Raw genomic sequence first — 26,352 nt, forward strand, 5'->3', positions numbered from 1 at the left:
ACGACCCCCGGACCCCCAGCAGCCACCTCCAGCCCACGTCAGCGACCGTTGAACGCATCCTTCAACCGCGAGAACAACCCCTGCTGCCCAGGCTGGAACTGCCCCTGCGGCCGCTCCTCGCCTCGCAGCTTGGCCAGCTCGCGCAGCAAGCGCTCCTGCTCGGGGTCCAGCTTGGTCGGGGTCTGGACCTCGACGTGGACGATCAGGTCACCGCGTCCGCCGCCGCGCAGATGCGTGACGCCCCGGCCGTGCAGCGGGATCGACTGGCCGGACTGGGTGCCGGGCCGGATGTCGACCTCCTCCATGCCGTCCAGCGTCTCCAGCGGCACCTTGGTGCCGAGGGACGCCGCGGTCATCGGAATGGTGACCGTGCAGTGCAGGTCGTCGCCGCGCCGCTGGAAGGTGCTGTGCGGCAGCTCGTGGATCTCGACGTACAGGTCGCCGGCGGGGCCGCCGCCGGGGCCGACCTCGCCCTCGCCCGCGAGCTGGATACGCGTGCCGTTGTCCACACCGGCCGGGATCTTGACGGTGAGCGTACGGCGGGACCGCACCCGGCCGTCGCCCGCGCACTCGGGGCACGGCGTCGGAACGACCGTGCCGAAGCCCTGGCACTGCGGGCAGGGACGCGAGGTCATGACCTGGCCCAGGAAGGACCGCGTCACCTGCGAGACCTCACCGCGACCGCGACACATGTCACATGTCTGGGCGGAGGTCCCCGGCGCCGCGCCCTCACCGTTACAGGTGGTGCAGACGATCGCCGTGTCGACCTGGATGTCCTTCGTCGTGCCGAAGGCCGCCTCGTCGAGCTCGATCTCCAGCCGGATCATCGCGTCCTGGCCGCGCCGCGTACGCGACCGCGGGCCCCGCTGCGACGCCGTACCGAAGAACGCGTCCATGATGTCCGAGAAGTTCCCGAAGCCACCCGCGCCGAAGCCGCCCGCTCCCGCGCCGCCCGCCTGCGAGAGGGGGTCGCCGCCGAGGTCGTAGACCTGCTTCTTCTGCGGGTCCGAGAGCACCTCGTAAGCGGCGTTGATCTCCTTGAACCGCTCCTGGGTCTTCGGATCCGGGTTGACGTCCGGGTGCAGCTCGCGCGCGAGCCGCCGGAAGGCCTTCTTGATCTCTTCCTGCGACGCGTCGCGGCGCACGCCGAGAACGGCGTAGTAGTCCGTGGCCACTTACGACTCCGCCAGGATCTGTCCGACGTACCGTGCCACTGCGCGTACCGCTCCCATCGTTCCCGGGTAATCCATGCGGGTCGGTCCGACCACGCCGAGCTTGGCTACTGCCTCGCCGCCCGAACCGTAGCCGACCGACACCACGGAAGTGGAGTTGAGTCCCTCATAGGCGTTCTCGTGACCGATGCGTACGGTCATGCCCGAATCCCCCGCCTCACCAAGCAACTTGAGGAGCACGACCTGCTCCTCCAGCGCCTCCAGGACGGGGCGGATGGTGAGGGGGAAGTCATGTCCGAAGCGGGTCAGATTGGCGGTACCGCCGATCATCAGCCGCTCCTCGTTCTCCTCGACGAGTGTCTCCAGAAGGGTGGAGAGCACCGTCGAGACCGTACCCCGGTCCTCGACGTCGAAGCCCTCGGGCAGGTCTTCCACGAGGAGGGGGACGTCCGTGAACCGCCGACCCGCGACGCGGCTGTTCAGCCGCGCCCGCAGGTCCGCGAGCGAGGCCTCCCCGACGGGCGCCGGGCAGTCGACCATCCGCTGCTCGACCCGCCCGGTGTCCGTGATCAGCACGAGCATCACGCGCGCGGGGGCGAGCGAGAGCAGCTCGACGTGCCGGACGGTGGACCGGGTCAGCGAGGGGTACTGGACGACGGCCACCTGCCGTGTGAGCTGCGCGAGCAGCCGCACGGTCCGCGCCACCACGTCATCGAGGTCCACGGCGCCGTCGAGGAAGTTCTGGATGGCCCGCCGCTCGGGCGCGGTCATCGGCTTGACGCCCGCGAGCTTGTCGACGAACAGCCGGTAGCCCTTGTCGGTCGGAATCCGCCCGGCACTGGTGTGCGGCTGGGCGATGAACCCCTCGTCCTCCAGGACCGCCATGTCGTTGCGGACCGTCGCCGGGGAGACCCCGAGGTTGTGCCGCTCGGTCAGGGCCTTCGACCCGACCGGCTCCTCGGTGCCGACATAGTCCTGGACGATGGCGCGCAGGACCTGGAGCCGTCGTTCACTCAGCATCGCGCACACCTCCAGAAAGTCGTCCCCTGGGCGCTTTGCCTGGCACTCTGTCCATTCGAGTGCCAGCGTTCCCCGGCCCAGTGTACGGCTGTGGGGTACACCCGGGGCAAGGTCGGCCCCTGTTGACGCGGTCGTACGGTTAGCGTCGCCGTATGACGGTGACTTGGGAAGAGCTCGGATGGGAGCGGGTCGCGGCCGGGGTGGGGCGGTGCCGGCTGCCGGGCTGGGACTGCACGGCGGGGCTGGTCGTCGGGGACGGCACGGCGCTGGTGATCGACGCGGGGTCGAGCCTGGTGGAGGGCGCGCGGCTGCGGAGGCAGGCGGAGGCGCTCGCCGGCCGGCGTGTGACCCATCTCGCGCTCACCCACCCCCACTTCGACCATGTCTTCGGGGCGGCGGCGTTCACGGGCGCGGAGGTGTACGGCCCCGTCGGCATGGACGCCCTGTTCGACGCCCGGCACGCGCGCGAGGAGCTGCGCGAGGACGCGGTACGGGAAGGGCTGGACGCGCGCCTGGCCGAGGAGGCCGTGGCCTCCCTGCTCCCGCCCCGCCATCATGTCTCCGGCGAGTGGACCCTCGACCTGGGCGGCGACCGACAGGTGCTGCTGGCGAACGTCGGCCCCGGCCACACCGCCCACGACCTCGCGGTCCTGGTCCCCGGCTCGCCGGAGGTCGTCTTCTGCGGCGACCTGGTCGAGGAGTCGGGCGAACCGCAGGCCGGCCCGGACGCCGTACCGTCGCACTGGCCGGCCGCGCTGGACCGGCTGCTCGACCTGGGCGGCGAGGACGCGCTGTACGTGCCCGGTCACGGAGCGGTGGTGGACGCGAGGTTCGTGCGGGCGCAGCGGGACGCCCTGGCGGCGCGTTTCGGCGTGTCGCGGTAATCGCTGCGGCACCGGGGGCCGCGCTTCTCCTATCGTCATCCGAATGCGCCAGTACTCCGCCGATCTGACCCCTCCCTGGAAGAAGCCGAAGCCCGTCCCCGAGGTCCCGGCGGAGCCCGGTCTGGTGGTCGAGGAGCCCGGCACCGGTTTCTGCGGCGCGGTGATCCGCTGCGAGGCGGGCACGGTGACCCTGGAGGACCGCTTCGGCAAGCACCGGGTGTTCCCGATGGAACCGCGGGGCTTCCTGCTGGAGGGCCGGGTGGTGACGCTCGTACGCCCCACCGGTGACGGGCCTGTACGTCCCACCCGTACGGCTTCCGGTTCGGTCGCCGTCCCCGGCGCACGCGCGCGGGTGGCCCGCGCCGGGCGCATCTATGTCGAGGGCCGGCACGACGCCGAACTGGTCGAGCGGGTGTGGGGCGACGACCTGCGCATCGAGGGCGTGGTGGTGGAGTACCTGGAGGGCGTGGACGATCTCCCGTCGATCGTCGCCGGGTTCGCACCCGGCCCGGACGCCCGGCTCGGCGTGCTGGTGGACCATCTCGTCCCCGGCACGAAGGAGTGGCGGATCGCGGAGGCGGTGACGAGCGAGCACGCGCTCGTGGTGGGCCACCCCTACATCGACATCTGGGAGGCCGTGAAGCCGTCGTCCCTGGGCATCGAGGCGTGGCCGCGGGTGCCGCACGGGCAGGACTGGAAGACGGGGGTGTGCCGGGCACTGGGCTGGCCGTCGGAGAACACCGGGGCGGTGTGGCAGGCCATTCTGAAGCGGGTGGGCTCCTACAAGGACCTGGAGCCCGAACTCCTGGGCCGGGTGGAGGAGTTGATCGACTTCGTCACGGGTAGCGGTGGGGCCTGACGTTCTTGTAGGTGCCGAACTCGGTGGTGTCCAGTTCCAGTCCGAGCTCCTCCAGCGGCAGCGGCGCCCCGAACTTCGTGATCTGCTGCCTTTGATAGTCGGCGTTCTCCCCCCTCCCGACAGGCCTCGTCAGCAGGACACACTGCGCCATGATCGGGTCCACGATGAGGTAGGCGTAGATCTCACCGGCGGCGTAAATCGACCGCTTGATCTCGTAGTCCCGCTGGACGCTGGTCTTGGAGACCACCTCCACCACCATCGTGACCAACTGGGACGGCAGTAGATGGCCTGAGTCCGGGGCAACACCACGTTCCACCACCACCAAGTCCGGAATGGGCTCGCTGGTCTCACCGATGATGTCCACGTCCGTCACCTGAAGCCGTTCCCAGCGCTTACGCGGGATCTGGTCCACCACGTCCGCCACGATCCGGTTGTGCACCAGATCGGGAGTGGCCATCATCACGATTTCCCCCCGGAGCAGTTCGGCCTTGACGCCCTCGGGAGGCTCGAACTCCTCGAAGAACTTGGCAATCCCACGCTCGTCCACAGCGGTCATCTCCGTGGCCTCCACATCCGCCGCGTACTTTTAGCGGCAGCCTACGAATCAGGTTAGGCACCGAACCCCCGTTCCGCACCGATTCACTCGCCCGAGTGATCAGTCCACCAGATCCCTGACCACCGCGTCCGCCAACAACCGCCCCCGCAGCGTCAGCACCGCCCGCCCCGCCTCGTACGGCCCGCCCGCCAGCAGCCCCTCCCCCAGCGCCCGCCGGGAAGCCGCGAGTCCGTCCTGCTTCAGCAGCTCCAACGGCACCCCTTCCAGCAGCCGCAGCTCCAGCAGGATCCGCTCCACCCTCCGGTCCTCGTCGGACAGCAGCTCGCGGCCCGCACCCGGCGACTTCCCCGCCGCCAGCGCCGCCGCATACGCCCCCGGATGCTTCACGTTCCACCACCGCACCCCGCCCACGTGCGAGTGCGCTCCGGGACCCGCGCCCCACCAGTCGGCGCCCCGCCAGTACAGCTCGTTGTGCAGGCAGCGTCCCGCCTCGGAGGTGGCCCAGTTGGAGACCTCGTACCAGTCGAAGCCGGCCGCGGACAGGACGTCCTCCGCGATCAGGTACCGGTCGGCGTGGACGTCGTCGTCGGTCATCGGGACCTCGCCCCGGCGGATGCGGCGGGCCAGCTGCGTGCCCTCCTCGACGATCAGGGCATAGGCGCTGACATGGTCCGGGCCGGCCCCGATCGCCGCCTCCAGCGAGGCCCGCCAGTCGTCGTCCGACTCGCCCGGGGTGCCGTAGATCAGGTCGAGGTTGACATGCTCGAAGCCGGCCGTGCGGGCCTCCGCGACGCACGCCTCGGGGCGGCCCGGGGTGTGGGTGCGGTCCAGCACGCGCAGCACGTGCTGCTTGGCGCTCTGCATGCCGAAGGAGATCCGGTTGAAGCCGCCGTGGCGGAGGGTCGCCAGATAGGCCGGGTCGACGGACTCCGGGTTCGCCTCCGTCGTGACCTCGGCGTCGGGCGCGAGGCCGAATTCGTCGCGGATCGCCTGCAGCATGCGTACGAGATCGTCGGCCGCCAGCAGCGTCGGCGTACCGCCGCCGACGAAGACCGTGCGGACCGGGCGCGGGTCGTCGCCCAGCACCTTCCTCGCCAGGCGGATCTCGTCGATCAGGGTGTCCGCGTAGTTGTCGCGGGAGGCCAGCACTCCGCCCGTGCCGCGCAGCTCGGTGGCGGTGTAGGTGTTGAAGTCGCAGTAGCCGCAGCGGGTCGCGCAGTACGGGACGTGCAGGTAGAAGCCGAGGGGTCGGTCGGCGGACCCGGCGAGCGCGGAGGCGGGGAGGGAGCCGTCGGCGGGGACCGGCTCGCCGTCGGGGAGTGCGGAAGGCATGCCTTCCATTGTCCGGCACGCGTGCGCGTACCTACTCCGCCTGCAGCACCAGCAGCGCCAGATCGTCCTCCGGAGGCCGCCCGCCGAACTCGTGGACCAGGCGTTTGATGCGTTCCGCGATCAGCTGGGCGCTCAGGCCCGCGCAGTCGGCCAGCGCGGCGGCGAGGCCGTCGCCGTCGTCGAACTGGCGGGAGCCGGAGCGGCGCTCGGTGACGCCGTCGGTGACGCAGAGGAGGCTGTCGCCGGGGCGCAGCTCGAAGGTCTCGCTGGTGTAGGTCTCGTCGTCGATGACGCCGAGGAGCGTCTGGGGACGGGCGGCCGTGCGGACGTCGCCGTCGGGGCCGAGGAGGAGCGGGAGGGGGTGGCCGGCGGAGGCGAGGGTGCAGCGGACGCCGCCGTCGAAGGGGGCCAGCTCGCCGTAGAGGAGGGAGAGGAAGCGGGTCTGCGGGCCGTCACCGGGGGCGCCCTGCTGGACGAGTGCGCGGGCCGCCGCGTCGGCGGCCTCCGTGGCGTCGTCGAGGAGGAGCCGGTTGAGGCGGTCGAGGACGTCGGCGACGCCGTAGCCCTCGCGGGCCAGCAGGCGCAGCCAGGGACGGGCCAGGCCGATGACGACGGCGGCCTCGGGGCCCTTGCCCTGGACGTCGCCGACGGCGAAGCACCAGCGGCCGTCGCCGGCCGGGAAGAGGTCGTAGAAGTCGCCGCTGGGGCCGCCCTTGTCGCAGGGCTCGTAGACGAGGGCGCTGTGCACTCCGGGGATCTCGGCGACGGCGACGGGCAGCAGGCCGCGCTGCAGGACCCGGCTGATGGTGGCCTGGCGGGCGTACTGGCGGGCCGCGCCGATGGCCAGGGCCACCCGGCGGCTGAGGTCCTCGACCAGGCCGGTGACCTCGTCGGGGAAGCGCAGCAGGCCCGCGCGGCCGATGACGAGGGTGCCGAGCGGGCGGCCGCCGGCGATCAGGCGGTACGCCAGTGCCGCGCCGTGGGTGTCCCGGGCGTCCAGCGCCTCGCCGGGCCAGGGGTGGGCGACGGGCCCGGACTGGAGGGCCCCGGGCGGCGGCCGCGGCGGGTCCTTCTCCAGGGCCCGGCGCAGCTCCTCGATGCGGTTCTCGCTGCCGTGCCAGACGCGGGCGAGCCGCGGGCCCGTGCCGGCGGTGCCGTCGCCCGCCCAGCCGCCGGGATCGGGGGTCTCCCAGCGGCCCATCACCTCGTCCTCCAGCCATACGGCGCACCAGTCGGCGAGCCTCGGCACGATCAGCTGTCCGGCGAGGGCGGCGACCAGGTGCTCGTCCAGCTGTCCGGCGAGCAGGTCGGAGGCCTCGGCGAGGAAGGACAGGGCGCCCCGGTTGAGCCAGTCCCGGTCGCGTTCGGCGCGATGGGGGTCCCCCCGGCCGAACTCATTCGAGGGTGGGGGAGGATCGGGCGCGAGGATCCCGACGAGGTCCAGGCGCCGTTCCAGGGTGTAGGCGTCCAACTCGTCGGCGTCCGCGCCCTGTTCGGCGAGCAGCCGCGCCCACACCGTCTTGGCGCCCCTGCGGTAGCTGACGCCCCAGGACTCGGCGAGCGTGGCGACCAGGCGCAGTCCGCGGCCCGACTCGTGCGTCCCGTACGACGGTTCGGCCTCCGCGTCCCGGGGCGGCCGGGAGGGATGGTGGTCGCGGACCTCGACGACGAGGGCGCCGGTCGCCTCCTCCAGCCGGCAGGCCACCTGGATGTCGGTGCCCGCGTGCACGACGGCATTGGTGACGAGTTCGCTGACGACGAGGACGGCGTCGTCGGCGAGGCGCTCGGTGAGGTGTTCGGCGCCGGGCAGCCCGGCCTCGGTCCACTCGTCGACGGCGGAGCGCACGAGGGCACGGGCGGAGCCCGGCGCGAGGGCGCTTCCGGCGAGGGTGGCATGCGCCTGCGCGCCTCCTGGCGCGCCGGTCGCTTCCGGGTGCGCAGGCGCATCGGAGACACGGGAAGCGGTCTCCCGTTGAGTCGGAATGGCCCCCATGTCCAGCTCCCCGAGCAGTTCGGACGAATACACCTCGGTCGATGCGGACAGAGTGACAGACTGGCCCCGCCCATAAGCGCCGAGTTACCGAAGTGGGCCGCCATGAGTGAGAACAGTGCTACACGTGCGCTCGAAGACGGACAAAAACCGGAACAAGTTCGAGCATCGGAGCTGCGCCCGCTGCTCGCCGCGATGACGGCCGCCCGGGACGGCGACTTCACGAAGGTGCCGGAGACCGGGCACGGCATAGTGGCCGAACTGACCGCGGTCTTCAACCAGATCGCCGACCGCAACACGCACTTCAACAACGAGGTGCAACGGGTGAAGCGGGAGCTGGTGCGGCACGGGCGGCTCGACGAGCGTCTGTCGGCCAGCCCGGGCCAGGGTGCCTGGACCGCCCGGGTCAACGATGTCAACCAGCTGCTCGACGCCCTGGTGGCCCCGGCGGCGAACGCGACCCGGGTGCTGGACGCGGTGGCCGGCGGCGATCTGACCCAGCGGGTCGATCTGCACGACGGCAACCGGCAGCTCCGCGGTGATCTGCGGCGCCTGGGCCGGGCCGTGAACAAGATGGTCGACCAGCTGTCGCTGTTCACCGGCGAGGTGACCCGGGTCGCCCGCGAGGTCGGCACCGAGGGGCGGCTCGGCGGACGCGCCAAGGTGCAGGGCCTGTCCGGGAGTTGGCGGGACGTGACCGAGGCGGTCAACACCATGGCCTCCCGGCTGACCGCACAGGTGCGGGACATCGCCCTGGTGACGACGGCGGTGGCACGCGGCGACCTGACCCGTACGGTCACGGTCGAGGCCACCGGCGAGCTGCTCGAACTGAAGCTCACCGTGAACACGATGGTCGACCAGCTGTCCGCCTTCGCCGACGAGGTGACCCGGGTGGCCCGCGAGGTCGGCACGGAGGGCCAGTTGGGCGGGCGCGCCCAGGTGCGGGGGGTGAGCGGGGTCTGGAAGGACCTGACCGACAACGTCAACTTCATGGCCTCGAACCTGACCTCGCAGGTGCGGAACATCGCCCAGGTGACGACCGCCGTCGCCAACGGCGACCTCTCGCAGAAGATCACCGTGGACGCACAGGGCGAGATCCTGGAGCTGAAGTCGACCATCAACACGATGGTGGACCAGCTCTCCGCCTTCGCGGACGAGGTGACCCGCGTCGCCCGCGAGGTCGGCACCGAAGGCAACCTCGGCGGGCGCGCCCAGGTGCGGGGGGTCTCCGGCGTCTGGAAGGACCTCACCGACAACGTCAACTTCATGGCGGACAACCTGACTTCACAGGTGCGGAACATCGCGCTGGTGTCCACCGCCGTCGCCCAGGGCGACCTCGGCAAGAAGATCACGGTCGAGGCGAAGGGCGAGATCCTGGAGCTGAAGTCCACGATCAACACGATGGTGGACCAGCTCTCCGCCTTCGCCGACGAGGTCACCCGCGTCGCCCGCGAGGTCGGCACCGAGGGAAACCTGGGTGGCCAGGCGCAGGTGCGGGGGGTGTCGGGCGTCTGGAAGGACCTCACGGACAACGTCAACTTCATGGCGCTGAACCTGACTTCGCAGGTGCGGAACATCGCCCAGGTCACCACCGCCGTCGCCAACGGCGACCTGTCGAAGAAGATCACCGTCGACGCGCGCGGCGAGATCCTGGAACTCAAGGACACCGTCAACACCATGGTGGAGCAGCTGCGCGCCTTCGCCGACGAGGTGACCCGGGTGGCCCGCGAGGTCGGCACGGACGGCCGACTCGGCGGACGCGCGCAGGTGTTGGGCGTCTCCGGTGTCTGGCGGGACCTGACCGACAACGTCAACTACATGGCGGACAACCTGACTTCACAGGTCCGCAACATCGCCCAGGTCACCACCGCCGTCGCCAACGGCGACCTGTCGAAGAAGATCGACGTGGACGCGCGCGGCGAGATCCTGGAGCTGAAGACCGCCATCAACACCATGGTGGACACGCTCTCCTCGTTCTCCTCCGAGGTCACCCGCGTGGCCCGCGAGGTCGGCTCCGAGGGCCAACTCGGCGGCCAGGCAAGGGTCGAGGGGGTCTACGGCACCTGGAAGCGCCTGACGACGAACGTGAACGAGCTGGCCTCGAACCTGACCACCCAGGTCCGCGCGATCGCCGAGGTCGCCTCCGCGGTGGCCCAGGGCGACATGTCCCGCTCGATCACGGTGGAGACCCGGGGCGAGGTCGCCGAGCTCAAGGACAACATCAACCTGATGGTGGCCAACCTCCGCGAGACGACCCGCGCCAAGGACTGGCTGGAGTCGAACCTGGCCCGCCTCGCCGCCCTGATGCAGGGCCACCGGGACCTGATGGAGGTCGCCGACCTGATCCTGCGCGAGCTGACGCCGCTGGTGAACGCCCAGTACGGGGCGTTCTTCCTGGCCGACCCGGACGAGGACAGTGCCTCTCTGCGCACAACCGTTCCTGCGAAGGGACTCGCGTTCATCGCCGGCTACGGCTCGGCGCAGGGCGCGACCGTCGACACGGGCGGCATGCCGGTCCACGGCCTGGTCCGCCAGGCGGCCCGGGAGAAGAAGCGGATCCTGGTGGAGGAGGCCCCGCCGGACTACATCAAGATCAACAGCGGGCTCGGCGAGGCCGCACCGGCCAGCGTGGTCATCATCCCGATCCTGTTCGAGGACAAGCTCCTCGGCGTGATCGAGCTGGCCTCCTTCTCCCGTTTCTCCGATGTCCACCTGGCCTTCTTCGACCAGTTCGTGAACACCATCGGCGTCGCGATCAACACGATCATCGCCAACTCCCGCACCGAGTCCCTGCTCGGCGAGTCCCAGCGCCTCGCCATGCAGCTGCAGGAACGCTCGGACGAACTCCAGAAGCAGCAGGCGGAGTTGCAGCGCTCGAACGCCGAACTGGAGGAGAAGGCGGCTCTGTTGGCCACCTCTTCCCAGTACAAGTCGGAGTTCCTGGCGAACATGTCGCACGAGCTCCGTACACCACTCAACTCGTTGCTGATCCTGGCGAGGCTGCTCTCCGACAACCCGGACGGCCATCTCTCGGACCAGGAAGTCCAGTTCGCGACGACGATCCACAGGTCGGGATCGGACCTCCTGCAACTGATCAACGACATCCTCGACCTCTCCAAGATCGAGGCCGGCCGGATGGACGTACGCCCGAAGAAGCTGCCGCTGATCAAGCTGCTCGACTATGTCCACGCGACCTTCCGCCCGCTCACCCTGGACCGGGGGCTCGCCTTCGAGGTGGCGGTGGGTGAGGACGTGCCGCGCGAGATGTACTCGGACGAGCAGCGCCTCCAGCAGATCCTGCGCAACCTGCTCTCCAACGCGATCAAGTTCACCGCGACGGGCCGGGTCGAGCTGCGGGTCACAAGGGTCATCGACGCGGACCACCGCTATGTCCCGGGCAGCGACCAGATCATCGCCTTCGCCGTCTCCGACACCGGCATCGGCATCGCGGCCGAGAAACTCCCGGTGATCTTCGAGGCGTTCCAGCAGGCGGACGGCACCACCAACCGCAAGTACGGCGGCACGGGGCTCGGCCTGTCCATCAGCCGGGAGATCGCGGGCCTGCTGGGCGGCCGTATCGTCGCGGAGAGCGAGCCCGGCCACGGCTCCACCTTCACTCTCTACGTCCCCGTCGTCAGCCCCGGCCACTCGGCGACCGGCCCGGTCCCCGAGGACCGTACGCTCCCCGTCCCCGCCCAGTTGTCGACCGAGCCGTACACGGCCACGCACGACGTGGACGACTCCTGGCCGGCCCCGACCAAGCTGGAGGCGTGGAAGTCCGGACGGGCTGGTCAAGTGCTGCCCGGACGGCGGGTGTTGATCGTCGACGACGACATCCGCAACGTCTTCGCCCTCACCCATGTCCTCGGCCGCGTCGGCATGCCGGTCCTGTACGCGGAGAACGGCCGCGAGGGCATCGAGACCCTGGAGCGCAACCCGGACGTCGAACTCGTCCTGATGGACATCATGATGCCGGAGATGGACGGCTACGAGACCATCGCCGCCATCCGTCGCACCCCGCGCTGGACGGGCCTGCCGATCGTCGCGCTCACCGCGAAGGCGATGCCCGGCGACCGGGAGAAGTCCATCGCGCGGGGCGCGAACGACTACGTACCCAAGCCGGTGGACGTCGACCAGTTGCTGACCGTCGTCTGCGCACTCCTGGATCCGGAGAGCGTGGGGCAGGACGAGCAGGCGGACGTCGAGGCGGCCGCTCGGACGCCCGAGACGGAATGAGGCACCGTCACCATGAGCGCTGAGGCAACGACCGACGAGCGCGCCAGCATCCTCCTCGTGGACGACATGGAGGACAACCTGATCGCGCTGGAGGCCGTCCTGGGATCCCTCAACGAGCCGCTGGTCCGCGCACGTTCGGGTGAGGAGGCGATGAAGGCGCTGCTGCGCCGGCAGTTCGCCCTGGTCCTCCTCGACGTCCGTATGCCGGGCATGGACGGCTTCGAGACGGCCGCGAACATCAAGCGGCTCGACCAGACCAAGGACGTCCCGATCATCTTCCTGACCGGCGCGGAGGACGACTCCGGCTACGCCTTCCGCGGCTACGCGACCGGAGCGGCCGACTACTTGACCAAGCCGTTCGACCCGTGGGTGCTACGGGCGAAGGTCACCGTCTTCCTCGACCTGTACCGCAAGAACCAGCAACTGGAGCGCCTGCTGGCCCAGGAACAGGCGGAGTACGGCGAGGTGGCCACCAAAATGGCGGAACTGGAGGCCCAGTTGGAGCAGGAGAACCCCCCGGACCTGACGCGCTTGCGCACGCAGGTCCGAGAGCTACGTCACCTGGTCAACAGGGGCCGCTCAACGCCCTGAGGGGCGCGGGGCTGAATCGATGTGCGGCTCCGCCGCGTGGGCGCGACCAGCCCCCACACACCGTCAGCCGCCTCAGCCCCCGCCACCCCTCCGCTTCCGCGCTACGCCTCGCGAGTACCCGCGTACATCTCGTCGATGAGGTGCTTGTACTCCCGCTCCACCACCGGCCGCTTCAGCTTCAGGCTCGGCGTGATCTCGCCGTGCTCCACGTCGAGATCACGCGGCAGCAACCGGAACTTCTTGATGGTCTGCCACTTCTGCAGCCCCTGGTTGAGTTCCTTGACGTACCCGTCGACCATGGCGACCGTCTCCGGCGCGGCCACGACCTCCGCGTACGACTTCCCCTCCAGCCCGTTCTCCTTGGCCCACTCCAGGATCGACGGCTCGTCCAGCGCGATCAGCGCCGTGCAGAAGTTCCGGTCGGCCCCGTGCACCAGGATGTTGGACACGTACGGGCACACCGCCTTGAACTGCCCCTCGACCTCGGCGGGCGCGATGTACTTGCCGCCGGACGTCTTGATGAGGTCCTTCTTGCGGTCGGTGATCCGCAGGTACCCGTCGGGCGAGAGCTCACCGATGTCCCCGGTGTGGAACCACCCGTCGGCCTCCAGCACCTCGGCGGTCTTCTCGGGCAGCCCGTGGTAGCCCTGCATGATGCCGGGGCTGCGCAGCAGGATCTCCCCGTCGTCGGCGATCCGCACCTCCGTGCCGGGCAGCGGCTTGCCGACCGTACCGGTGCGGTAGGCCTCGCCCGGGTTCACGAAGGAGGCGGCCGAGGACTCCGTCAGCCCGTAGCCCTCCAGGATGTGGATCCCGGCGCCGGAGAAGAAGTACCCGATCTCGGGAGAGAGCGCGGCCGACCCGGACACACACGCCCGCAGGTTCCCGCCGAACGCCTCCCGGATCTTGGCGTACACCAGCGCGTCGGCCGTCTTGTGCTTGGCACCGAGCGAGAACGGAACCGAAGCCGTCCCCGTGCGCCGGAAGTTGTCCTGCGCGACCTTGGCGTACTCGCGGGCGACCCCCGCGGCCCACTGGAAGATCTTGTACTTGGCCCCGCCGCCCGCACGGGCCTTGGCGGCGACCCCGTTGTAGACCTTCTCGAAGATGCGCGGGACGGCCGCCATGTACGTCGGCTGCACGACCGGCAGATTCTCGATGATCTTGTCGACACGACCGTCGACGGCGGTGACATGACCGACCTCGATCTGCCCCGAGGTGAGCACCTTGCCGAAGACGTGCGCGAGCGGCAGCCACAGGTACTGCACGTCCTCGGCGCTGATCAGCCCGGTCGAGGCGATCGACTTCGCCATGTACGACCAGGCGTCGTGCGCGAGCCGGACGCCCTTGGGCCGGCCGGTGGTGCCGGAGGTGTAGATCAGCGTCGCGAGCTGGTCCTTGGTGATCGCACCGACCCGCTCCTTGATCAGGTCGGGGTCCTTCTCCAGGCGCGCGGCGCCCCGGGCCTCCAGCTCGGTGAGCGTGAGGACCCAGTCACTGGTCTCCACGCCCGCCGGGTCGATCACGACGACATGGGTGAGCGCGGGCAGCTCGGCGCGCTTCTCGACCGCCTTGGCCAGCTGCGCCGCGTCCTCGGCGATCAGCACCTGGCTCTCGGAGTCGGAGAGGATGAACGCCGACTCGTCGGCGTTGGTCTGCGGATAGACGGTGGTCGTGGCGGCGCCCGCGCACAGGATGCCGAGGTCGGCGAGGATCCACTCGACCCGGGTGGAGCAGGCGAGGGCGACCCGCTGCTCGGGCTGGACCCCGAGCTCGATCAGACCGGCCGCGATCGCGTAGACCCGCTCGGCTGTCTCGGCCCAGCTCAGCGACTTCCAGTCGTCGGGGCCCGCACCGGAAGCGGCGGGCACCGGGTAGCGGTACGCCTCGGCGTCCGGCGTGGCCGCCACGCGCTCCAGGAAGAGGTTCGCCACGCTCGGCGGACGGTTCTCGATCAGTGTCTGTGTGTCGCTCACGACATCCTCCGGGCCCGCGGCAGTGCGGCTGGCTCAATTGCGGCTGGCTTCACGCAGTAGCGTTTGTTTAACTCGCGAGTAACTATCGAGCAGAGATCAGAGTAGAGCCCGACCGGCCGGTTCGTAAGGGGCGTCCGCCTGTCAGTTCCTACAGAGAGCGACCTTACGCACGCGTAGGGGCCCGCCGCACTTTCGCACGACGGACCCCTGTTGCGGCGATTTGCCAGGCAACCCTCTGTTACCGGCGGTTACTTCTTGCCCTTGACCGACCCCGCGCTGTCATCACTGCTCAGTACGGCGATGAAGGCCTCCTGCGGAACCTCCACGGAACCCACCATCTTCATCCGCTTCTTGCCCTCCTTCTGCTTCTCCAGCAGCTTCCGCTTACGGGAGATGTCACCGCCGTAGCACTTGGCGAGGACGTCCTTGCGGATGGCGCGGATGGTCTCGCGGGCGATCACCCGGGAGCCGATGGCGGCCTGGATCGGCACCTCGAAGGCCTGCCGCGGGATCAGCTCGCGCAGCTTGGCGACGAGCCGCACGCCGTACGCGTAGGCCGCGTCCTTGTGCGTGATCGCCGAGAAGGCGTCGACCTTGTCGCCGTGCAGCAGGATGTCGACCTTGACCAGGGAGCTGGACTGCTCGCCGGTGGGCTCGTAGTCCAGGGAGGCATAGCCGCGCGTCTTGGACTTCAGCTGGTCGAAGAAGTCGAAGACGATCTCGGCGAGCGGCAGTGTGTAGCGGATCTCGACGCGGTCCTCCGACAGATAGTCCATGCCCAGCAGGGTGCCGCGCCGGGTCTGGCACAGCTCCATGATCGAGCCGATGAACTCCGACGGCGCGAGGATCGTGGCGCGCACGACCGGCTCGTACACGTCGTTGATCTTACCCTCGGGGAACTCGCTGGGGTTGGTGACCGTGTGCTCGGTCCCGTCCTCCATGACCACGCGGTAGACCACGTTGGGCGCGGTCGCGATCAGGTCGAGCCCGAACTCGCGCTCCAGGCGCTCGCGGATGACGTCCAGGTGCAGCAGGCCCAGGAAGCCGACACGGAAGCCGAAGCCGAGGGCCGCGGACGTCTCCGGTTCGTAGACGAGCGCGGCGTCGTTGAGCTGCAGCTTGTCGAGGGCGTCACGCAGCTCGGGGTAGTCGGACCCGTCCAGCGGATACAGCCCGGAGAAGACCATGGGCTTGGGGTCCTTGTATCCCCCGAGCGCCTCGGTCGCGCCCTTCGCCAGGCTGGTGATGGTGTCACCGACCTTGGACTGCCGGACGTCCTTCACCCCGGTGATGATGTACCCCACCTCACCGACACCCAGCCCGTCCGCGCCGAGCATCTCGGGCGAGTTGGTCCCGATCTCCAGCAGCTCGTGCGTGGCGCCGGTGGACATCATCCGGATCCGCTCACGCTTGTTGAGCTGACCGTCGACGACTCGTACGTACGTCACGACACCGCGGTAGGAGTCGTAGACCGAGTCGAAGATCATCGCTCGGGCGGGGGCGTCCGCGACGCCGACCGGCGCCGGAATGTCCCGGACGGCCCGGTCGAGCAGCGCGTCGACGCCGACACCGGTCTTCGCGGAGACCCGCAGCACGTCATCGGGGTCGCACCCGACGAGATTGGCGAGCTCCTCGGCGAACTTCTCGGGCTGGGCGGCCGGAAGATCGATCTTGTTGAGTACGGGGATGATCGTGAGGTCGTTCTCCATCGCCAGGTAGAGATTGGCGAGAGTCTGGGCCTCGATGCCCTGGGCGGCGTCGACGAGGAGGATGGTCCCCTCGCAGGCGGCGAGCGACCGCGAGACCTCGTAGGTGAAGTCGACGTGCCCCGGGGTGTCGATCATGTTCAGGATGTGCGTGTTGGTCTTGTCGTGGGTGGGAGCCCACGGCAGCCGCACCGCCTGGGACTTGATCGTGATGCCGCGCTCGCGCTCGATGTCCATGCGGTCGAGGTACTGAGCACGCATCTGGCGCTGCTCGACGACGCCGGTCAGTTGGAGCATCCGGTCGGCGAGCGTGGACTTGCCGTGGTCGATGTGCGCGATGATGCAGAAATTGCGGATCAGAGCCGGGGCGGTACGGCTCGGCTCGGGCACATTGTTAGGGGTCGCGGGCACGCAGGGTCCTGTCTCTTGAGGCGCCTTATGCCTCGGGTCGGATCGATACGTAGGCTCCATGGTCCCACGGCGGGCGACCGGGAACCGTTTTGGGCCGTCGGCCCGGCCACTGGTAGCCTGGGTGGCTGTGTCTCATGCCCTCTCAGCGCGAGGCACATCATCGGAAATCACCTGGCACGGAACCCGGGTCTCCTTTCTTGGAGTCCTCCTGGCCCCGTGCCTGAACCTGAAAAGGCTCAATCAGTGGCGAACATCAAGTCCCAGATCAAGCGGATCAAGACCAACGAGAAGGCCCGGCTGCGCAACAAGGCCGTCAAGTCCTCCCTGAAGACCGCGATCCGCAAGGCCCGTGAGGCCGCTGCCGCGGGTGACGTCGAGAAGGCCACCGAGTACCAGCGCGCTGCCGCGCGTCAGCTCGACAAGGCCGTCTCGAAGGGCGTCATCCACAAGAACCAGGCCGCCAACAAGAAGTCGGCGCTTGCTTCCAAGGTCGAGTCCCTCAAGGCCTGACACTTGATTGGACGCCGGAAGGACCCGAGCGGGCCCTCTCTCATCCGCTCCCGACCGGCCCCCAGAGTCCGTACGCGGCCTGCGTTCGCCACGCGGGTACGGACTCGACAGCTGTGAACCGAGGCCCCGGCACCCTCCCTTCCCCAGGGCGGGTGGCGGGGCCTTCGGCGTTCTCGACGGACGGAACACCGGTGACGCTCGTCCGGGGCCTGTTGCGAAAGGCCCTAACTCCGCCCCCGGGACCGCGCCGCCCTCGCGATCACCACAACCGCCTTCTCCAGCGCGTAGTCGGGATCATCCCCGCCGCCCTTGACGCCCGCATCCGCCTCGGCCACCGCCCGCAGCGCGACGGAAACCCCGTCCGGCGTCCACCCCCGCATCTGCTGCCGCACCCGGTCGATCTTCCACGGCGGCATCCCGAGCTCCCGCGCGAGATCCGCCGGCCGCCCCCCACGCGCGGACGACAGCTTCCCGATCGCCCGCACGCCCTGTGCGAGCGCGCTGGTGATCAGCACCGGTGCGACGCCGGTGGACAGCGCCCAGCGCAACGCCTCCAGTGCCTCGGCCGCCCGCCCCTCCACCGCCCGGTCGGCGACCTCGAAGCTCGACGCCTCGGCCCGGCCGGTGTAGTACCGGCCCACGACGGCCTCGTCGATGGTCCCCTCGGCATCGGCGACCAGCTGAGAGACGGCCGCCGCCAGCTCCCGCAGATCACTCCCGATGGCATCGACCAGCACCTGGCAGGCCTCCGGCGTCGCGGACCGCCCGGCCGCCCGGAACTCCCCCCGCACGAACGCCAGCCGATCCGCCGGCCTGGTCATCTTCGGACAGGCCACCTCCCGCGCCCCCGCCTTCCTGGCGGCGTCGAGCAGCGCCTTCCCCCTCGCTCCCCCCGCGTGCAGCAGCACCAGGGTGATCTCCTCGGCGGGCGCCCCGAGATACGCCTTCACGTCCTTGACCGTGTCGGCCGAGAGATCCTGCGCATCGCGTACGACCACGACCTTGCGCTCCGCGAAGAGCGACGGGCTGGTCAACTCGGCGAGGGTGCCGGGCTGCAGCTGGTCCGAGGTCAGGTCACGTACGTCCGTGTCGGCGTCGGCGGCCCGGGCGGCGGCCACCACCTCCCGCACGGCACGGTCGAGCAGCAGGTCCTCCTGGCCCACGGCGAGCGTCACCGGGGCGAGAGGGTCGTCATTCGCAGTCTTCTTGGCCATCGCTCACAGCATGGCACGCGCCACTGACACCCGGCCGCCGACGTAGGGCTACGGCTCCTCCCGCCACCCGTCCCACTCCCCCGCGAACGCGTCCAGCTCCCCCGGATCCAGCCGCCCCTCCTCGTCCCGCAGGACGACGAGCCACTGCGCGTCCTCGGCGTCGTCCTCACCGGCCAGCGCGTCCCGCACCAGCCGCGGCTCCTCGACGACCCCGAACCGCTCCCCCAGCGCCCCTGCCACCTCCTCCGCGGCATCGCGGTCGGGCAGCACCAGCACATGTCTCACATCGCTCACGAGCCCCATTCTCCGATGCCCGCGTCACACCCTTGTCCCCGACGCCCGCGTCAGCCCTTCCGCACGATCTGCACATCGAGGTCGACCCGGATGCTCGGTCCCACCACCGCGATCCCCCGCGCCAGCATCGTCTGCCAGCTGACGGTGAAGTCGTCCCGGTGCAGCTCCGTCGTGGCCCGGCACGCCGCCCGCACCTCGCCCTCCATGCCGTGGCCGAGCCCGAGGTACTCGGTGTCCAGCGTGACCGTCCGCGTCACCCCGTGCAGGGACAGCGCCCCGGTGACCGCCCACCGGTTCCCGCCCTTGTGCACGAACCGCTCGCTGTAGAACTCCAGCGTCGGGAACTGCGCCACGTCCAGGAAGTCCGGCGACCGCAGATGGTCGTCCCGCATCCGCACGTTCGTGTCGATGGACGCCGCGTCGATCACCACATGCATGGCCGACTGCTCGACCTGGTCCGCGATCCGCACGACCCCCGCGAACGAGTTGAACCGCCCGTGGATCCGCGCCAGCCCGATGTGCCGCGCGGTGAACCCGATGGAGGAGTGCGTCGCCTCGATGTCCCAGTCGCCCGCCGCCGGCAGCTCCGGCGGCCGCGCGACCTGAAGGGTCACATCGCCGAGCGAGGCGAGCGCGTTCTCCCCGACGGTCGCCCTCGCCCGGTACGGCGTGAACCCGTCGGCCGACACCGCCAGCCGGTACTCCCCCGCGGGCACGGTCGTCACGAACGACCCGTAGGGGTCCGTCTCGCCACCGACCACCTTGCGCCCCATGGCGTCGCTGACCGCGAACTCCGCGTGCGTCACCGGCTCATTGACCGGATCCAGCACCCGGCAGCTCAGCACCCCGGCGCTCGCCGGCGTCTGCACCGCCGCCAGGGGGCCCGTCCGCTGCACCCGGTTCATTCGATTTCCCCGCCAACGCCCGAACATCCACGCCACCCCTGTACGCCTCGACATCACCCGATCACCTGTTGCCGAAGACGCATTCGATCACCGATGCGGCATTCGAGGCAACACAGGACACCTACGCACGAGTAGCAACGACTGGCCCCAACTGATCCCCCAATCAGTCGTTCCGATCCGGCCGATGGGGATTTCGCACCGTCGGCACAGAGCCGAGCTCGATCCCGAACCGCTCCCGATACACCGTGAGCACCTCCGCGTCCGTCCCCAACTCCCTTTCCTCCCGCGCTCCGTCGGCGCCCGTCACCTTGAAGGTGCGCCCGCTGAGGGTGATCCTCCCGCCGTCCTCCGTGACCCTGGAGCACACCAGCGACTGCGTGAAGTGCGAGACGGGCGAGGTGCTGTGCCACCACGCCCCGGCCACGAAGTCGCCGAGTTCACGCGGCCGCGTCTCCAGGCGGTACTGCGGCACACCCCCCATGAGGACATCCAGGTCCGGTCCCGCCTCGACGATCCGGAACACCCCGCCGGGGTCCTCCTGCTCGCCCCGCTCCCCGAACGCCAGCGGAAGGTGGCTGTGCGCCCCGAACCCGACGTCGGCCAGCCACTCGCCCCCGTCCACCGTCCGCACCCGCAGTGCCAGATGGTCGTACGGAATCCCGAGCCGCCCCCCGCCCCCGTGCACCCGCGCCGCCAGCAGCGTCACCTCGAACCCCAGCGCATCGAGCAACGCCCCGAACGCCCCGTTCAGTTCGTAGCAGAACCCGCCCCGCCGTGCCCCCACCACCTTGTCCAGCAGCCGTTTCTCCTCCAGCACGATCTCCTCGCCGAGGTGCACGGACAGGTTCTCGAAGGGCACGGCCCGCAGATGGCGCAGGTGCAGTTCGCGCAGTACGTGGACGGTGGCTCCGGTGGGCCGCACCGGGCGCTCGACTCCCAGCCGGCGGAGGTAGGCATCGGCCTGTGCAGAGTTCATGCCCTCAGTCTCGCGCCACGCTCAGCCTCCCGCCCGTGTCCGTGACGGCCAGCGCCCCGTCCCGGTCCGTCCGCAGCACCACCGCGCCCTCGGCCCGCAGCGCCGCGACGGTGCTCGGGGCCGGGTGACCATAGGTGTTGTCCGCCCCGACGGAGATCAACGCGACCCGTGGCGCCACCCTGAGTATGAGCTCCGGATCTTGATACGCCGACCCGTGATGGGCGACCTTCAGCACATCCACCCCGCCCAGCAGCGCTCCCTCCGGTGACCTCAACAGGGCCTGCTGGGCCGGGGGTTCGAGGTCCCCGAGCAGCAGGAGCCGCAGCCCGGCCGAGCGGACCAGCAGGGCCACGCTGGCGTCGTTGGGCCCGTCCGGCTCCGGTGCCGGTCCTGGCGGGGGCCACAGCACCTGCCAGGACAGCGCCCCGGTGCGCCGCTGCTCCCCGGCGACGGCATGGCTGATCGGAATGTGCCGCGCCGCCGCCTCTCTCCGTACGAACGCGACCTGGTCCGCGGGCTCCTCGAACCCCGTGGTCTCGATCGCCCCCACCGACCGCCCACGCAGCACTCCGGGCAGCCCGGCCACGTGGTCGGCGTGATAGTGCGTGAGCACGACGAGCGGGATCTTCGTGATGCCGAGCGTGCGCAGGCAGTGGTCGACGAGCCTCGGATCGGGCCCGGCGTCCACGACCACCCCGCTGCCCTCCCCCGCCGCGAGCACGGTGGCGTCGCCCTGCCCGACATCGCACATCGCGAACCGCCACCCCGGCGGCGGCCACCCCGTGATCACCCTGGTCAACGGCGGCGGCTGCACCACCACCAGCACGAGCAGCAGCGCGCAGGACCCGCACAGCCACGGATGCCGCAGCAACCGCCGGCCGACCAGCAGGACGACCCCCGTCACCAGGGCGAGCAGCAGCGCCCCACTCCAACTGCCCGGCCAGTCCACTCCCCCGCCCGGCAACGCCGCCCCCGTACGCGCGACGCCCGCGATCCACTCGGCGGGCCAACTCGCGCACCAGGCCAGCGCCTTGGCCACCGGCATCAGCACCGGTGCCGTCGCCAGCGCCGCGAAGCCCAGCACCGTGGCCGGCGCCACCGCGACCTCCGCGAGCAGATTGCACGGCACCGCCACCAGGCTCACCCGCGCCGACAGCACGGCGACGACCGGCGCACACAGCGCCTGTGCCGCGGCCGCCGCGGCCAGCCCCTCGGCCAGCCTCGGCGGAACCCGGCGCCGGCGCAGCGCCTCACTCCAGCGCGGGGCGAGGGTGAGCAGGGCGCCGGTGGCCAGCACGGAGAGCAGGAAGCCGTAACTCCTGGCCAGCCAGGGGTCGTAGAGCACCAGCAGCAGTACGGCCGTCGCCAGCGCCGGGATGAGAGACCTGCGGCGCCCGGTCGCCAGGGCCAGCAACACCACGGCACCGCAGGCCGCGGCCCGCAGCACGCTCGGGTCAGGCCGGCACACGACCACGAACCCGAGGGTGAGGACCCCGCCGAGCACCGCGGTCGTCCGCAACGGGATGCCGAGCCGTGGCGCGAGCCCCCGCCGCTCCACCAGCTGCGCCATACCCGGCGGTCCGATGAGCAGGGCGAGGATGATCGTGAGGTTGCTCCCGGACACGGCGAGGGTGTGCGCCAGGTCGGTTTCCTTGAACGCCTCGTCCAGCTCCGGAGTGATCCGCGAGGTGTCCCCGACGACCAGCCCCGGCAGCAGCGCCCGCGCATCCGCCGCCAGCCCGTCGGTCGCCTCCCGCAACCCACCCCGCAACCGCCCCGCGAACCGCTGCGCCGCCGACGGCCCACCCACCACCACCGGCACCCCCTGCCCCCGCACCCGCAGCACCCCCGCGACCCGATCCCCACCGACCACGGCGGGCACGACCCGCGCCGAGACACGGACGCGGGTGGAGGGGAGCAGGTCGAGCCAGGGGGACCGCGGTTGCTTCCCGGCGGGGGGCGACGAAATCCCGGCGGGGGGCGACGAAGACCCGCCGGGGTGCGACGAAAACCCGGCGGGGGACGGCCGATCCTCGACAAAGGGTGGCGGAGACGAGCCGTCGGCGAAGGGCCGTCGGCCACCGGCCGCCGTCGGCTCGGTCTCAGCGGTGGAGCGTGAGCCGGTGAAGGGCGGCCCGGAGGGCTGCGGCGTGGTCGAGCCGCTGGATTCCCCGCCCCCTGCGGCACCCGCCCCATGTCTCCCGACATCGACGATCACCAGCACCGGCGCCCGCGTCGAGACGACCGTCCCGTCGGCCTCCTCCACCCGTCGCACCTCCCCCTCGGCCAGCACGGAGGCGGGAGCGGCGTGGTCCCCGCTGATCCGGGGACGGGTGAGCCGTGGATCGGACGTGATCTCGACGTCGGCGGTCACCGTGGCGTACTCGCGCGCCAGCCCCGGCACGGGCCCCCGCCGCACATCAGCCCCGTGCAGCCCGGCGGACACGGCGGCCGCGGCGACACAGAGCAGCACGGCGGCGACCGGGACTCGCGGCCAGGCCGCAGGCGCCGGTCGTCCAGGCGCCGGCGAATGCCCACGGGGTGCTCCCTGCCCGGACGGGTGCGGCGACCGCCCGAGCGCAGTCCCTCCGCCGTCCGCCTCACCGCGGCGCTGTGCGAGCAACAGCACACATGCGGCGACCAGGCACACCACGGCCGTCCCCGTGACCCACCCCGGCGTCGCACCCAGCATCGACGCCGCCGTCCCCCAAGCCGCGAGCGCCGGCGGCACGAGTCGCAGGTCCGTCGGCCCTTCCTGCCGAGGGTGGGCGGCACCGAGCCGTGCTTCGGAGGCGGCGTGCACGGGGGCTCGCTCGGCCGTGAGGTCGGACGCGCGGCTCATGGCCGTACCAGATCCCGTAGATCGGCGAACCTGCGGTCACCGATGCCGTTGACCTCGCGCAGTTCGTCCACCGAGCGGAAACCGCCGTGCCGGGTGCGGTAGTCGACGATGTGCTGGGCCAGCACGGGGCCTACACCCGGCAGCGTGTCGAGCTGGTCCACGGTCGCCGTGTTGAGGGAGACGGGAGCCGTGGGTGCCCCTCCTGGCGTTCCTCCCGCCGCCGCCCCGGCAGGACCCGGCGCCGGGGCGGCGGGGCCTCCGACCACCACCTGCTCCCCGTCCACCAGGAAGCGGGCCCGGTTGAGTCCTTCCGTGCTCGTGCCGGGCCGCACGCCGCCGGCCGCGCGCAGCGCGTCGTCGACCCGCGAGCCTGCCGGAAGGCGGTGGATGCCTGGATCGCGGACCTTGCCGCTGACGTCCACGACGATCTCGGGCCCGGCCGAACCCACCGCGCCCGGCGTCTTGCCGAAGGCCTCCGGCGCGGGCTCCCCGCTCGCGCTCCCCTTCCCCAACGGCGCCACCGCCCGCACCACTTCGGGCGCCCGGACAGACTGGGTCCGTCCCGTCCAGAAGTGCTGCACGGCGAACACGGCGGCGACGACGAGCACTACCCCGAGCGCGACGGCACTCCGCCGCTCCAGCCCGCACCGCGTCTGCAACCACACCGGCATCCGCTCACGCAGGGCGAGCCCGGCCCGCACCCGCCAGGAGTCTCCGGGCCGCTGCCGCACCTGCGGAATCGCGTCCTCTCCGCCCACCGGAGAAATGGGCTGCTCCTCGTCCTCCACGAGCAACCCCGGCGGCCCCGCCCCCGACTCCCGCCACTCCCCCACACGTTCGGGAAACAACACCTGCGCACGCCGACGCAGTTCCTCCGACGCGTGGCGATGCCGAGCCCGGCCCTTCGCCGGAGGGCGGCGGTGCCGAATCCGGCCGTCGGAGGCGGGAGCGCGTCCTGGCCCACTGGTCGCGGCCACTGTGCGAGTGCGTGATCGAAGTGCCATGCGCCGAGGATCGGGCACCTGGCCGCATCGGCGATGATCTTGCTCAATTCCCGGGGATTACTCCCCAGTTGTGGATAACTCCGTCACCCGCACGGATGAGGAGCCCCGTGTCGGACGCCGTGAGACGTCACCGTGGTGAAACCACGACCCCCAACAGCCCAGGCCCCGTATGCGCCCCGATCACCGCCCCGACCTCGCTCACATGCAGGTCGGCCACCCCGGGCACCCGTGCCCGCAACCGGTCCGCCAGGGCCGACGCCCGTTCGGGGGCGGCGAGATGGTGGACGGCGATGTCGACCTGTGCGCTGCCGGCCCGGTCGGCCGCGATCTCCTCCAGGCGGGCGATCGCCTTCGAGGCCGTGCGGACCTTCTCCAGAAGCTCGATCCGGCCGCCGTCCAGCTGGAGCAGCGGTTTCACGGCCAGCGCGGAACCCAGCAGCGCCTGCGCGGCACCGATCCGGCCGCCGCGGCGCAGATAGTCGAGGGTGTCGACGTAGAAGTACGCGGACGTGCCCGAGGCCCGTTTCTCGGCGGCCGTGACGGCCTCGTCCACGGTGCCGCCCGCCTCCGCCGCCTCCGCCGCGGCGAGCGCGCAGAACCCGAGCGCCATCGCGACCGTCCCGGTGTCCACCACCCGCACCGGCACCGGCGCCTCGCGCGCCGCGAGGACCGCCGCGTCGTAGGTGCCCGACAGTTCGGCGGAGAGGTGGAGGGAGACGATGCCGGTGGCGCCGGACTCGGCGACCTTGCGGTAGGTCTCGGCGAAGAGCTGGGGGCTGGGCCGCGAGGTGGTGACGGGGCGTCGCTTCTGCAGGGCCTGGGCGAGGGAGCGGGTGGAGATCTCGGTGCCCTCGTCCAGCGCCTGATCGCCGAGGACCACCGTCAGGGGCACCGCCGTGATGCCGTGGCGCTCCATCGTCCGGGGCGGCAGGTAGGCCGTTGAATCGGTGACGATCGCGACATGGCGGGACATGAGCTGGAGGTTACCTGCCGTAGCGCCCTGACGGCAGCCCGGCCCCGCTCACCTGGTCTGCCCTTGACCGGATCAAGTAGTGCTCTCGGGACGGGGTTTCTTCTGCCAGGGGTAGGTCGGACGCTGCACCGGCGGGGTGATCGCGGCGCGCTTCGGCTCCTCGGCAGGGCGCGAGCGGGGAGTCTCGGGCCAGGTCTGCTGAGCCGTCCCGGCCTCCTCGGCGGCCGGGGCCTCGGGCCACGGCGGCGGGGTCGAAGCGGGTTCCGCGGTCGTCCAGTGCCGTAGGGCGCCGGCCTCCACGTCGATCTGTGCGCTCAGCGTGTCCAGGTCGTCGTCGGCGAAGCGGCGGGCCCGGTCGCGGGCCGCCCAGCGAAGGGAGTCCGCCGACTGTGTGATGCGCTCGGTGCGTGCGCGCAGGTCGGGCAGGCGCTGGGCGAGCGTGGTGCGGTCGGGCTCGGACTCCAGGCGCTTGAGCTCGCCGTCCAGTTCGTGGCCGTGCGCGCTGAGACGCTGGAACAGCGCCAGGGACTCCTTCAGGGACTCGTCGTCCTGCGCGCCCACCTGCAGCGCGTCCTGCGTGGCGCGCATGGAGGTACGGAGTTTGAGCCGCAGTTGGGCGACCTCGCTCGCGGGGCCGGGCACGAATGTCTTCGCGCGCAGGGTGTGGTCCTCGACCGTGCGCCGGGCCTGCTCGATGGTGCGGTCCACCCCGCGCCTGGCGGCACCGACCACCTTCACCGCGGCGTAGACGCCGAGCACCAGGAACAACACGAAGAGCAGGGCGAAGACTGCGATCACTGCTTCCACCGTGCTCCTCCTCCGGCCCGTCGCGGCACATCCCGCACCGCTCTTCCACGGTAAACGAGAAGGGCAGGCCCGGAGTTCCAGAAGAACCCCGAAC

The 26,352-nt window shown here is 70.9% G+C and carries 20 protein-coding genes; 5 read left to right on the plus strand and 15 right to left on the minus strand.

What is annotated here, in order from left to right:
* Positions 1-38 precede the first annotated feature (38 nt).
* Together dnaJ and hrcA are read right to left on the minus strand one after the other, a co-directional pair.
* A complete protein-coding gene (gene dnaJ, locus ACWC09_RS02325) occupies positions 39-1,175 on the minus strand; it encodes a molecular chaperone DnaJ (RefSeq protein ID WP_450847663.1) in 1,137 nt (378 codons plus the stop codon).
* Positions 1,176-2,192: a heat-inducible transcriptional repressor HrcA gene (hrcA, locus tag ACWC09_RS02330; protein WP_450847665.1), complete on the minus strand. Its 1,017-nt coding sequence runs from the start codon at positions 2,190-2,192 to the stop codon at positions 1,176-1,178.
* A 152-nt stretch (positions 2,193-2,344) separates the two neighbouring features.
* On the opposite strand from hrcA, the gene ACWC09_RS02335 reads away from it, so the two are divergent.
* Together ACWC09_RS02335 and ACWC09_RS02340 are read left to right on the plus strand one after the other, a co-directional pair.
* Entirely contained in the window at positions 2,345-3,076 is a 732-nt protein-coding gene (locus ACWC09_RS02335) for an MBL fold metallo-hydrolase (protein WP_450847667.1), read from the plus strand.
* Between the two features lie 43 nt (positions 3,077-3,119).
* Positions 3,120-3,935, plus strand: a complete 816-nt coding sequence (locus ACWC09_RS02340; protein ID WP_450847669.1) for a DUF3097 domain-containing protein — start codon at positions 3,120-3,122, stop codon at positions 3,933-3,935.
* On the opposite strand, the gene ACWC09_RS02345 is transcribed toward ACWC09_RS02340, so the two are convergent.
* The 3 genes from ACWC09_RS02345 to ACWC09_RS02355 form a co-directional block, all read right to left on the minus strand.
* Positions 3,913-4,491 (minus strand): Uma2 family endonuclease, encoded by a 579-nt coding sequence (locus tag ACWC09_RS02345; RefSeq protein ID WP_450847671.1) that lies wholly within the window; start codon positions 4,489-4,491, stop codon positions 3,913-3,915. The genes ACWC09_RS02340 and ACWC09_RS02345 overlap by 23 nt on opposite strands.
* A 99-nt stretch (positions 4,492-4,590) precedes the next feature.
* Entirely contained in the window at positions 4,591-5,823 is a 1,233-nt protein-coding gene (gene hemW, locus ACWC09_RS02350) for a radical SAM family heme chaperone HemW (protein ID WP_450847672.1), read from the minus strand.
* A gap of 31 nt (positions 5,824-5,854) precedes the next feature.
* Positions 5,855-7,816 (minus strand): SpoIIE family protein phosphatase, encoded by a 1,962-nt coding sequence (locus ACWC09_RS02355; RefSeq protein ID WP_450847674.1) that lies wholly within the window; start codon positions 7,814-7,816, stop codon positions 5,855-5,857.
* A gap of 102 nt (positions 7,817-7,918) precedes the next feature.
* On the opposite strand from ACWC09_RS02355, the gene ACWC09_RS02360 reads away from it, so the two are divergent.
* Together ACWC09_RS02360 and ACWC09_RS02365 are read left to right on the plus strand one after the other, a co-directional pair.
* Positions 7,919-12,049, plus strand: a complete 4,131-nt coding sequence (locus ACWC09_RS02360) for a HAMP domain-containing protein (protein ID WP_450847676.1) — start codon at positions 7,919-7,921, stop codon at positions 12,047-12,049.
* A gap of 12 nt (positions 12,050-12,061) precedes the next feature.
* Positions 12,062-12,640: a response regulator gene (locus tag ACWC09_RS02365; RefSeq protein ID WP_450847677.1), complete on the plus strand. Its 579-nt coding sequence runs from the start codon at positions 12,062-12,064 to the stop codon at positions 12,638-12,640.
* A gap of 101 nt (positions 12,641-12,741) precedes the next feature.
* Here the strand turns inward: ACWC09_RS02365 and ACWC09_RS02370 are convergent, their stop codons facing one another.
* Positions 12,742-14,616, minus strand: a complete 1,875-nt coding sequence (locus ACWC09_RS02370; protein WP_450847679.1) for an AMP-dependent synthetase/ligase — start codon at positions 14,614-14,616, stop codon at positions 12,742-12,744.
* A gap of 248 nt (positions 14,617-14,864) precedes the next feature.
* The gene (gene lepA, locus ACWC09_RS02375; protein WP_450847681.1) at positions 14,865-16,733 is read right to left on the minus strand and encodes a translation elongation factor 4; all 1,869 of its coding nucleotides are present in this window, start codon (positions 16,731-16,733) and stop codon (positions 14,865-14,867) included.
* Positions 16,734-16,976: 243 nt separating this feature from the next.
* Between lepA and rpsT the strand changes: the two genes are divergently transcribed.
* On the plus strand, positions 16,977-17,243 hold the full coding sequence (rpsT, locus tag ACWC09_RS02380) for a 30S ribosomal protein S20 (protein ID WP_450847683.1): 267 nt from the start codon (positions 16,977-16,979) through the stop codon (positions 17,241-17,243).
* A 224-nt stretch (positions 17,244-17,467) separates the two neighbouring features.
* On the opposite strand, the gene holA is transcribed toward rpsT, so the two are convergent.
* The 8 genes from holA to ACWC09_RS02420 all read right to left on the minus strand — a co-directional run bounded on the left by holA (position 17,468) and on the right by ACWC09_RS02420 (position 26,258).
* The gene (gene holA, locus ACWC09_RS02385) at positions 17,468-18,457 is read right to left on the minus strand and encodes a DNA polymerase III subunit delta (RefSeq protein WP_450847685.1); all 990 of its coding nucleotides are present in this window, start codon (positions 18,455-18,457) and stop codon (positions 17,468-17,470) included.
* A gap of 48 nt (positions 18,458-18,505) precedes the next feature.
* Positions 18,506-18,751, minus strand: coding sequence for a hypothetical protein (locus ACWC09_RS02390; RefSeq protein ID WP_450847687.1), 246 nt, complete (start codon positions 18,749-18,751; stop codon positions 18,506-18,508).
* A gap of 50 nt (positions 18,752-18,801) precedes the next feature.
* Entirely contained in the window at positions 18,802-19,683 is an 882-nt protein-coding gene (locus tag ACWC09_RS02395; RefSeq protein WP_450847867.1) for a YceI family protein, read from the minus strand.
* A 136-nt stretch (positions 19,684-19,819) separates the two neighbouring features.
* Positions 19,820-20,632: an arylamine N-acetyltransferase family protein gene (locus ACWC09_RS02400; RefSeq protein ID WP_450847689.1), complete on the minus strand. Its 813-nt coding sequence runs from the start codon at positions 20,630-20,632 to the stop codon at positions 19,820-19,822.
* A 4-nt stretch (positions 20,633-20,636) separates the two neighbouring features.
* Positions 20,637-23,474: a ComEC/Rec2 family competence protein gene (locus tag ACWC09_RS02405; protein ID WP_450847691.1), complete on the minus strand. Its 2,838-nt coding sequence runs from the start codon at positions 23,472-23,474 to the stop codon at positions 20,637-20,639.
* Positions 23,471-24,478 (minus strand): helix-hairpin-helix domain-containing protein, encoded by a 1,008-nt coding sequence (locus tag ACWC09_RS02410; RefSeq protein WP_450847693.1) that lies wholly within the window; start codon positions 24,476-24,478, stop codon positions 23,471-23,473. The genes ACWC09_RS02405 and ACWC09_RS02410 overlap by 4 nt, the downstream gene beginning before the upstream one ends.
* 127 nt (positions 24,479-24,605) lie before the next feature.
* Positions 24,606-25,451, minus strand: coding sequence for a DegV family protein (locus ACWC09_RS02415; protein WP_450847695.1), 846 nt, complete (start codon positions 25,449-25,451; stop codon positions 24,606-24,608).
* A gap of 72 nt (positions 25,452-25,523) precedes the next feature.
* Positions 25,524-26,258 (minus strand): hypothetical protein, encoded by a 735-nt coding sequence (locus ACWC09_RS02420; protein ID WP_450847697.1) that lies wholly within the window; start codon positions 26,256-26,258, stop codon positions 25,524-25,526.
* Positions 26,259-26,352: the final 94 nt, after the last annotated feature.

The sequence above is a fragment of the Streptomyces sp. NPDC001617 genome (assembly GCF_053596855.1).

Bases quoted from the DNA above. Each gene is read 5' to 3' on its own strand.
- hemW (WP_450847672.1), bottom strand. From the start codon at position 5,823: ATGCCTTCCGCACTCCCCGACGGCGAGCCGGTCCCCGCCGACGGCTCC.
- hrcA (WP_450847665.1), bottom strand. From the start codon at position 2,192: ATGCTGAGTGAACGACGGCTCCAGGTCCTGCGCGCCATCGTCCAGGAC.
- ACWC09_RS02360 (WP_450847676.1), top strand. From the start codon at position 7,919: ATGAGTGAGAACAGTGCTACACGTGCGCTCGAAGACGGACAAAAACCG.
- ACWC09_RS02365 (WP_450847677.1), top strand. From the start codon at position 12,062: ATGAGCGCTGAGGCAACGACCGACGAGCGCGCCAGCATCCTCCTCGTG.
- ACWC09_RS02415 (WP_450847695.1), bottom strand. From the start codon at position 25,451: ATGTCCCGCCATGTCGCGATCGTCACCGATTCAACGGCCTACCTGCCG.
- ACWC09_RS02345 (WP_450847671.1), bottom strand. From the start codon at position 4,491: ATGACCGCTGTGGACGAGCGTGGGATTGCCAAGTTCTTCGAGGAGTTC.
- ACWC09_RS02405 (WP_450847691.1), bottom strand. From the start codon at position 23,474: ATGAGCCGCGCGTCCGACCTCACGGCCGAGCGAGCCCCCGTGCACGCC.
- ACWC09_RS02340 (WP_450847669.1), top strand. From the start codon at position 3,120: ATGCGCCAGTACTCCGCCGATCTGACCCCTCCCTGGAAGAAGCCGAAG.
- ACWC09_RS02400 (WP_450847689.1), bottom strand. From the start codon at position 20,632: ATGAACTCTGCACAGGCCGATGCCTACCTCCGCCGGCTGGGAGTCGAG.
- ACWC09_RS02355 (WP_450847674.1), bottom strand. From the start codon at position 7,816: ATGGGGGCCATTCCGACTCAACGGGAGACCGCTTCCCGTGTCTCCGAT.
- ACWC09_RS02395 (WP_450847867.1), bottom strand. From the start codon at position 19,683: ATGTTCGGGCGTTGGCGGGGAAATCGAATGAACCGGGTGCAGCGGACG.
- holA (WP_450847685.1), bottom strand. From the start codon at position 18,457: ATGGCCAAGAAGACTGCGAATGACGACCCTCTCGCCCCGGTGACGCTC.
- ACWC09_RS02410 (WP_450847693.1), bottom strand. From the start codon at position 24,478: ATGGCACTTCGATCACGCACTCGCACAGTGGCCGCGACCAGTGGGCCA.
- ACWC09_RS02335 (WP_450847667.1), top strand. From the start codon at position 2,345: ATGACGGTGACTTGGGAAGAGCTCGGATGGGAGCGGGTCGCGGCCGGG.